This is a genomic window from Stenotrophomonas sp. S39 (assembly GCF_016624665.1).
In the GTDB taxonomy this organism is placed as follows: Bacteria; Pseudomonadota; Gammaproteobacteria; order Xanthomonadales; family Xanthomonadaceae; genus Stenotrophomonas.
This window is the reverse complement of sequence record NZ_JACVTT010000054.1, coordinates 24126-32102: the sequence shown is the minus strand read 5'-3', so window position 1 is coordinate 32102 and position 7977 is coordinate 24126. Positions and strand designations below refer to the sequence as shown.

Sequence of the window (7977 nt, the reverse complement as noted above, 5' to 3'; positions counted from 1 at the left end):
CGGCCCCGCCCGCGCGGGGGGGGGGGGCCCCGGCCCCCCCCCGGGCCCCCCCCCCCCGCCACCGTGGGAAACGTCCGCCGGGTCATGCCCGGCGGATCCATCAGCCCTGCAACAACCAGCCGCGCATCGCCGCACTCACGTCGTCCGGCTTTTCCATCGGTGCCAGGTGCCCGCAGTCGGGCACCACCACCAGCTGCGAGTGCGGCACCAGCGCGTGCATTTCCTCGCTCACCGCCAGCGGCGTGATGCGATCGTTGGCACCGCAGACGATCAGCAGCGGGTCGCGGTACGCGGCCAGCACGTCATGGCCGTCGCGCCGTTCCAGCCCGCTCTGGCGCAGGAACACTTCTGCCCCCAGCCGCGCGGTCATGTCGCGCACGCGCTGCACCAGCACGTAGTCATCCAGCCGCGACGCATCGATGTAGCTGCGCATCAGCGCATCACCGAAGCCATGGAACTTGCCGGGCAGGCGCACGCTGGCGCGCTGGCTGCGGCGCTGTTCGGCGCGCTCGGGCGAATCGGCATGGATCGAGGTGTCGACCAGGGCCAGCTGCAGCACGCGCTCGGGCGCGATGCGCAGGATCTGCTGGGCGACGAAGCCCCCCAGCGAGAAACCCGCCAGGGCGAAGCGCTCGGGTGCCTGCGCCAGCACGTCCTCGGCCACCGCCTGCAGCGTCTCGCCACGGGTCTGGTCACCCACGGTGCAATCGGCGATGTCGGCCAGGTCGGCCAGCTGTGCGCGCCACAGCTCGGCGTCGTTGAGCAGGCCGGGGAGCAGCAGCAGGGGGATGCGATCGGTCATGGGGGTATTGTCGCGCGGCGGCAAGAGCACGGCCATGCCGCAACGGGCCGTTGGGCTGTAGAGTCGAGCCTGCCCGACCACCACACAGCCAGTCGAGCAAGCTCGACTCTACAAAAGGCAGCAGCATGGCAGACCCCTACAACAGTGGCATCCCCTCCCCTCCGGCCCTGCGCTTCGAGGATTCCCTGGTCACCACCGCCTTCGAGCTGCCGGGCTACCGCGTGGCCCGCAGCCTGGGCGTGGTGCGCGGCATCACCGTGCGTTCGCGCTCGATCGTCGGCAATTTCCTGGGCGGGATCCAGACGCTCTTCGGCGGCAACATCACCATCTACACCGAACTGTGCGAGCAGGCCCGCGAGGAAACCTACCGCGACATGGTCAAGCACGCGCGGCAGCTGGGCGCCAACGCCATCATCGGCATGCGCTATGACGCCACCGACGTGATGACCGGGCTGACCGAGGTGCTGTGCTATGGCACGGCGGTGGTGGTGGAACCGCTGCGTTGAATCCGACGTTCCGCCGGGCATGGCATGAAATGCAGCCGAGCGTGGGCTCGGCTCTACAGCGGGGGTGCGGCGACGTCGACCTGCTGTACCGGCAGGGTCACCATCATCACCGTCGGGTCGTCCGGGTCCAGCTTTGTCATGAAGCCCAGGCTCTGGCACATCGCCAGCATGGTGCTGTTCTCGCGCAGCACCTGGCCTTCCACCACGTCCAGCCCCAGCCACTTGGCATATTCGATCATGATCGCCATCAGGCGCCAGCCGATGCCGTGGCCCTTCAGGTCCGAGCGGATCAGGATGCCGTACTCGCCGCGGTGGTAGTCCGCGTCCGCATGCAGGCGTACGGCGCCCAGCATGTCACCGTTGCGCGGGTCGATGGCCACCAGCGCGATCGAGCGCGCGTAGTCGAGCTGGGTCAGGCGCGCGATGAACTCGTGGCTGAAGTGCTTCACTGACTGGAAGAAGCGCAGGCGCAGGTCCTCGTCGCTGACGCGGGCGAAGAACGCACGGAACAGCGCATCGTCCTCCGGCCGCACCGGGCGCACGAAGGCACGGCCACCGTCGGACAGCTCGATGGTGCGCTCCCACTCCTTCGGGTACGGAAACACCGAGAAACGCGGATGGCCACGGCCCTTGTGCAGGATGCGCGAGGGCGCGATGGCCACGCGCGCATCGAGGGCGAGGATGCCCTTGCCGTCCACCAGCAGCGGGTTGATGTCCAGCGTGCGCACTTCGGGAATGTCGGCGGCCAGCTGCGCCAGCTTCACCAGTGCCAGCGCCAGCGCGCGCTCGTCGGCGGCGGGCACATCGCCATAGGCCTTGAGGATGCGCGAGGCGCGGGTCTGGCCGATCAGTTCATGGGCCAGGCGCAGGTCCAGCGGCGGCAGTGCCAGCGCCTTGTCGTTGATCACTTCCACCGCGGTGCCACCGCGGCCGACCACGATGACCGGGCCGAACGTGGCGTCATCGGCGATGCCGACGATGATCTCGCGCGCCTTCGGGCGGACGATGGTCGGCTGCACCAGCAGGCCGTCGATGCGTGCTTCCGGGCGCAGCTGGCGCGCGCGTTCGAGGATGGCCGTGGCCGCGGCCTGCACCGCCGGCAGCGTCGCCAGGTTCAGGCGCACGCCGTCCACTTCGGATTTATGCGGAATGTCCGGCGAGAGGATCTTCAGCGCGACCGTGGCACCGCGCTCCAGCAGCGGCTGCGCCAGGTCCATCGCCTCGTGCGCATCGCGCGCATGCATCACCGGCGCGGAGGGAATGCCGTAGGCCTTGAGCAGATCGTGGGTGGCCAGCGGATCCAGCCATTGCTGGCCGTTGCTCAGCGCGGCCTCGACCAGCGCACGCGCGCGCGCGGTGTCCACGCTGAAATCCTGCGGCAGGCTGGGCGGCGTTTCCATCAGCGCGTTCTGCGCTTCGCGGTAACGCACCAGGTGCTGGAAGCCGCGCACGGCTTCGGCTTCGGTGGGATAGGTCGGCACGCGCGCCGCGTTGAGCGTGGCCGTGGCCTGGTCATCGTTGCCCAGCCACACGGCGAACACCGGCTTGTCGCGGTGGTGGCGCGGGCGCAGGCCGAGGGTGCGGGTCAGTGCCTGCGCGGCATCGGCGGACGAGGTGAACGCAGTGGGCACGTTGACCACCATCACCGCATCGTTCTCGTTGTCGGCCAGCAGGGCTTCGATGGCGGCCGCGTATCGATCGCCGTCGGCGTCGACCACGATGTCGACCGGATTGCTGCGCGACCAGCCCTGCGGCAGCACCTTGTCCAGCGTTTCCACCGTGCTGTCGGACAGCTGCGCCAAGGTGCCGCGCAGCGCGATCAGCTGGTCCACTGCCAGGCGGCCAACGCCACCGCCATTGCTGAGCACGGCCAGGCGGCGGCCGGGGAATGTCCCGAGGCGTCCCAGGGTTTCGGCGGCGGTGAACAGCTCGTCCAGTGCGCTCACGCGCAGCAGGCCGGCGCGGTTGAAGGCCGCGCCGTAGACATCATCGGCGCGCGCCAGCGCCTGCACGTGGGTATCGGCGCTGCCCGGCTGCACGCGCTCGGCGCGGCCGGATTTCACCACCACCACGGGCTTGGCACGCGCGGCGGCACGCGCGGCCGACATGAACTTGCGCGCGTCCTTGATGTGCTCGACGTAGAGCAGGATGGCGCGGGTGCGGTAATCGGTGGCGAAGTAGTCGAGCAGGTCGCCGAAGTCGACGTCCATTGTGTCGCCCAGCGAGACGACGGCGGAAAAGCCGACCGAGCGGGCCACGCCCCATTCCACCAGCGCGGCGGCAATGGCCGAGGATTCGGAGATCAGGGCGAGGTCACCGGCCTGCGGGAAGTGCGCGGCGATGCTGGCGTTGAGCCGCGCATGCGGCGCGATGACGCCCAGGCAATGCGGGCCGAGGATGCGCAGGCCATGCTTGCGCGCCACCGTTTCCACCTGTTCGGACAGCGAGCCCGGGCCCTCGCCGAGGTGCGCGGTGAGGATGATGGCCGCCTGCACGCCGCGCTCGGCGGCGGTGCGCACCACCTGCGGCACGATCGCCGCCGGCGCGGTGATGACCACCAGGTCGGGTACCCAATCGAGATCCTTCAGCCGCTTGACCGTGCGGATGCCATCGATCTCGGCGTGGCGCGGGTTGATCCACGCCACCTTGCCGGGAAAGCCGGTGCCACGCAGGTTGCGCATCACCGCACGGCCGGCGGAGCGCTCGCGCGGGCTGCCGCCGATCACCGCGACCGACTGCGGACGGAACACGGACTGCAGGTGGTAGGTACTCATGCGCCTACGGTACACGCACCGGCGCGCCGGGCGCATGATCCAGCGCAACATCGCAGCGTCACCCGGCGTGGATGACGCAGCGATCCAGTAGATCCACGCCATGCGTGGATGACGACCCGATCCAGTAGATCCACGCCATGCGTGGATGACGTCCCTGTTACAACAGGGTGCCGTGCAGGATCATCGCGGCGATGCTGAAATAGATCACCAGGCCGGTCACGTCCACCAGGGTGGCCACGAACGGGGCCGAGGCGCTGGCCGGGTCGAAGCCCAGGCGCTTGAGGATGAAGGGCAGCATCGAGCCGGACAGCGAACCGAAGGTGACGATGCCCACCAGCGCCGCGCCGATGGTGATGGCCAGCAGGATCCAGTGCTCGCCGTAGTCATGCAGGCCGCCCAGCTGCCAGATGACGATGCGCACGATGGCCAGGCAGCCGAGGATGGCGCCCAGCACCATCCCGGTGGGCACTTCGCGCAGCGCCACCTTCCACCAGTCGCCCAGGCGCAGCTCGCGCAGGGCCAGGCTGCGGATCAGCAGCGAGGTGGCCTGCGAACCCGAGTTGCCGCCCGAGCTCATGATGAGCGGAATGAACAGCGTCAGCACCACCGCGCGGGCCAGTTCGTCCTCGTAGTGCTGCATCGCGCTGGCAGTGAGCATTTCGCCGAGGAACAGCACGCTCAGCCAGCCGGCGCGCTTGCGCAGCATCTCGAAGAAGCCGATCTGCATGTAGGGCTTGTCCAGCGCTTCCATGCCGCCGAACTTGTGTGCGTCCTCGGTCGATTCCTCGATGAGCGCATCGAGCACGTCATCGACGGTGACGATGCCCAGCAGGTGCTGCTGCGCGTCCACCACCGGAATGGCCAGCAGGTCGTGGCGGCGGATCAGCCGCGCCACTTCTTCCTGGTCCAGCAGGGCATCGACGGTGACCGGCGGGTTGACCTGGGCCACGTCGAGGATCGACTCCTCCGGCAGGCCGGTGATCAGCCGGCGCATGGTCACCACCTGCTGCAGCTGCTGGCTGGCCGGGTCGAGCACGTAGATGGCGTATACGGTCTCGCGGGTGCGCTCGACCTGGCGGATGTGCTGCAGGGTCTGGGCGACGGTCCAGGTGGCGGGCACGGCGACGAACTCGGTGGTCATCAACGCGCCGGCGGTGTTGGGCGGGTAGCTCAGCAGCGTCTGGATGGCCTGGCGGGCGTCGCTGCCCAGCAGCGGGATCAGCCGCGCGCGCTCTTCCTCGTCCAGCTCGTGGACGATGTCGGTGGCACGGTCGTCGGCCATCAGGCCCAGCAGTGCGGCGGCGCGGGCCGGCGGCAGTGCGGCCACCAGCTCGCCACTGCGGTGCAGTTCCGGCGCTTCGAGCATCTTCACCGCGCGCGGCAGCGACAGCGCAGCCAGCGTTTCGGCGGCGCGCTGCAGGTCGAGCGTGTTGAGGAACTCCACCGCATCGGCGGTGTTGTAGTTGGCCAGGGGTGCCGCCAGTGCGGCGGCATCGGCCACCGGGCGCAGCAATTGCTTCTGGTTCATGGGTTTGCCTTGTGGGGTGCGACCTCGCGCAACGCCAACGCAGGCAAACCGTCCCGATGTCAGGCGGTGGCCATCGCTGGCGTCGAACGAGGTCGACTTCTACTGTCGCTGGACATGGGTTGGGGACTCCGGATGGGTGTACTGGCGGACACGCCCCACAGGGGTGGGCCGACAGCGGCAGGCAGTCTGGACCTGCCGGCACGCCCGGTCAACCCTGGCCGGGCCACTGGCCGCCGCCACGTTGCAACCCCGTTGTCGTTCGTGCACGGGCCGGCGCGCATAATGAAGGGGCGGCCTGCATGGTCGCAGTCCCCCAGCCGAACGAACGCAATCCGGGCCCCCGCGATGACCAGGTATTCCCATGCATAGCGGTGGTCTTGAACTGGCGCTGGTGTTGCTGCTGGCCGCGGTGATCGCGGTGCCGGTGTTCAAGAAGTTCGGCTTCGGTGCGGTGCTGGGTTACCTCGCCGCCGGCGTGGTGCTGGGCCCGGACGGGCTGGGTTTCGTGCAGGATGCCGACCGCATCCTCGGCGCCGCCGAGATCGGCGTGGTGATGCTGCTGTTCGTCATCGGCCTGGAGCTGTCGCCGGCGCGCCTGAAGGTGATGCGGCGCTCGGTGTTCGGTGCCGGTGCGGCGCAGGTGGCGCTGTCCGGCCTGCTGCTGGGTGGCCTGCTGCTGCTCGACCACTTCCAGTGGAAGAGCGCGCTGGTGGTCGGCATCGCATTGGCCCTGTCGTCCACCGCGGTGGGCCTGCAGCTGCTGTCCGAACACAAGGCGATCAACAGCGACCATGGCCGGCTGGGCTTTGCCATCCTGCTGTTCCAGGACCTGATCGCCATCCCGCTGCTGGCCGCCATTCCGCTGCTGGGCGGGGCCAAGAACCAGACCCTGCGCTGGGAAGACGCGGCCGTGGCACTGGGTGCGCTGGCGGTGGTGATCCTGTGCGGGCGCCCGGTGCTGCGCAAGGTGTTCGGCATCATCGCCCGCACCCGCAGCCCCGAGGTGTTCACCGCCACCGCGCTGCTGGTGGTGCTGGGCACCGCCTGGTTCATGCAGGAAGCCGGCCTCAGCCCCAGCCTGGGCGCCTTCCTGGCAGGCGTGCTGTTGTCCGACTCGGAATTCCGGCACGAACTGGAAGCGCAGATCGAGCCGTTCAAGGGCCTGCTGCTGGGCCTGTTCTTCATTGCCGTGGGCATGGGCATCGACCTGGACCGCATCACCGCCGAGCCATGGCTGATCGCCACCGGCGTGGCCGCGCTGCTGGTGGTGAAGTTCAGCCTGCTGTACGCCATCGGCCGCATCGCCAGGCTGGATTCGCGGCAGTCACTGCTGCTGGGCAGCGTGCTCTGGCTGGGTGGCGAGTTCGCGTTCGTGGTGTTCAACGAGGCCCAGCGTGCGCACCTGCTGGGCGATGCCAACCATGACCGGCTGGTGGCCATCGTCGGCCTGTCGATGGCGATCACGCCGCTGCTGATGCTCGTGCTGCTGAAGCTGCTGGGCCGGGAAACGCCTGCGCCGCGCGATGCCGCGCCGGCCGACAAGGTCGCGCCGGACAACCAGCCGAAGGTGCTGATCGCCGGCATGGGCCGCTTCGGCCAGGTGATCGCGCGCCTGCTGACCGCGCAGAAGGTGCCCTTCGTGGCGCTGGAGGCGAACCCGGACACCGTGGCCGACCTGCGCCGCTTCGGCAACCAGCTGTACTACGGCGACCCGACCCGACCGGAGATGCTGCGCGCGGCGGGGGGCGAGCACATCGATGTGTTCGTGATCACCGTGGACGACCCGGAGACCAACCTGCGCGCGGTGCGGATGGTGCGCCGCCTGTACCCGGATGCGAAGGTGCTGGCGCGCGCGCGCAACCGCCAGCATGCCTGGCGCCTGATGGACATGTCGGCCGAACCGTTCCGCGAGGTGTTCGGCACCAGCCTGGAAATGAGCGGGCGGGTGCTGACCGCGCTGGGCGTGGCGGCGGACGTGGCGCAGCGCCATGTGCAGCGGTTCCGCGAGCATGACGAGCAGCTGCTGCGTGACCAGTACCTGGTCTACGACGATGAGGCCGCGGTGATCCAGACCTCGCGCGATGCGCGCAATGACCTGATGCACCTGTTCGAGGCCGACGCGGAAAGCGACGAGAAATAGGCGTGGCGCCCCACCGGGGGCCCCCCCCCCCCCCCCCCGCCCGGCCCCAGGAAAAACGCGCCTATAAAAAGGGGTGCCGACCAACGGTCGGCACCCACCCAGAATCTCATGCCGACCAACGGTCGGCACCCACCCGGTCGATGGCGGGCCCGGTAGTGCCGGCCGCTGGCCGGCAATCTCGAGATCCCGGAGGTTTCATGAAGTTGCCGGCCAGCGGCCGGCACTAC

5 protein-coding genes are annotated in these 7977 nt (G+C 69.2%); 2 read left to right on the top strand and 3 right to left on the bottom strand.

The genetic code is table 11. The features are described from left to right. Positions 1–100: 100 nt before the first annotated feature. A complete protein-coding gene (locus IAE41_RS14310; RefSeq protein WP_079225429.1) occupies positions 101–802 on the bottom strand; it encodes an alpha/beta hydrolase in 702 nt (233 codons plus the stop codon). Positions 803–927: 125 nt separating this feature from the next. Here IAE41_RS14310 and IAE41_RS14305 point away from each other — a divergent pair, with 125 nt between their 5' ends. Then, positions 928–1308, top strand: a complete 381-nt coding sequence (locus tag IAE41_RS14305) for a YbjQ family protein (protein WP_079224204.1) — start codon at positions 928–930, stop codon at positions 1306–1308. A gap of 53 nt (positions 1309–1361) precedes the next feature. Here IAE41_RS14305 and IAE41_RS14300 read toward each other — a convergent pair whose 3' ends face one another. Both IAE41_RS14300 and mgtE read right to left on the bottom strand, forming a co-directional pair. Then, positions 1362–4082, bottom strand: coding sequence for a bifunctional acetate--CoA ligase family protein/GNAT family N-acetyltransferase (locus IAE41_RS14300; RefSeq protein WP_200733568.1), 2721 nt, complete (start codon positions 4080–4082; stop codon positions 1362–1364). 157 nt (positions 4083–4239) lie between these two features. Then, positions 4240–5610 carry a magnesium transporter gene (gene mgtE, locus IAE41_RS14295; RefSeq protein WP_079224207.1) on the bottom strand — a complete coding sequence of 457 codons (1371 nt, stop codon included), beginning with the start codon at positions 5608–5610 and terminating at the stop codon, positions 4240–4242. A gap of 361 nt (positions 5611–5971) precedes the next feature. Between mgtE and IAE41_RS14290 the strand changes: the two genes are divergently transcribed. Then, the gene (locus tag IAE41_RS14290; protein WP_200733567.1) at positions 5972–7750 is read left to right on the top strand and encodes a monovalent cation:proton antiporter-2 (CPA2) family protein; all 1779 of its coding nucleotides are present in this window, start codon (positions 5972–5974) and stop codon (positions 7748–7750) included. Positions 7751–7977: the final 227 nt, after the last annotated feature.

Excerpts from the sequence above, each read along its gene's own strand:
- IAE41_RS14310 (WP_079225429.1), bottom strand. The coding sequence starts at position 802 with ATGACCGATCGCATCCCCCTGCTGCTGCTCCCCGGCCTGCTCAACGAC.
- IAE41_RS14305 (WP_079224204.1), top strand. The coding sequence starts at position 928 with ATGGCAGACCCCTACAACAGTGGCATCCCCTCCCCTCCGGCCCTGCGC.
- IAE41_RS14300 (WP_200733568.1), bottom strand. The coding sequence starts at position 4,082 with ATGAGTACCTACCACCTGCAGTCCGTGTTCCGTCCGCAGTCGGTCGCG.
- mgtE (WP_079224207.1), bottom strand. The coding sequence starts at position 5,610 with ATGAACCAGAAGCAATTGCTGCGCCCGGTGGCCGATGCCGCCGCACTG.
- IAE41_RS14290 (WP_200733567.1), top strand. The coding sequence starts at position 5,972 with ATGCATAGCGGTGGTCTTGAACTGGCGCTGGTGTTGCTGCTGGCCGCG.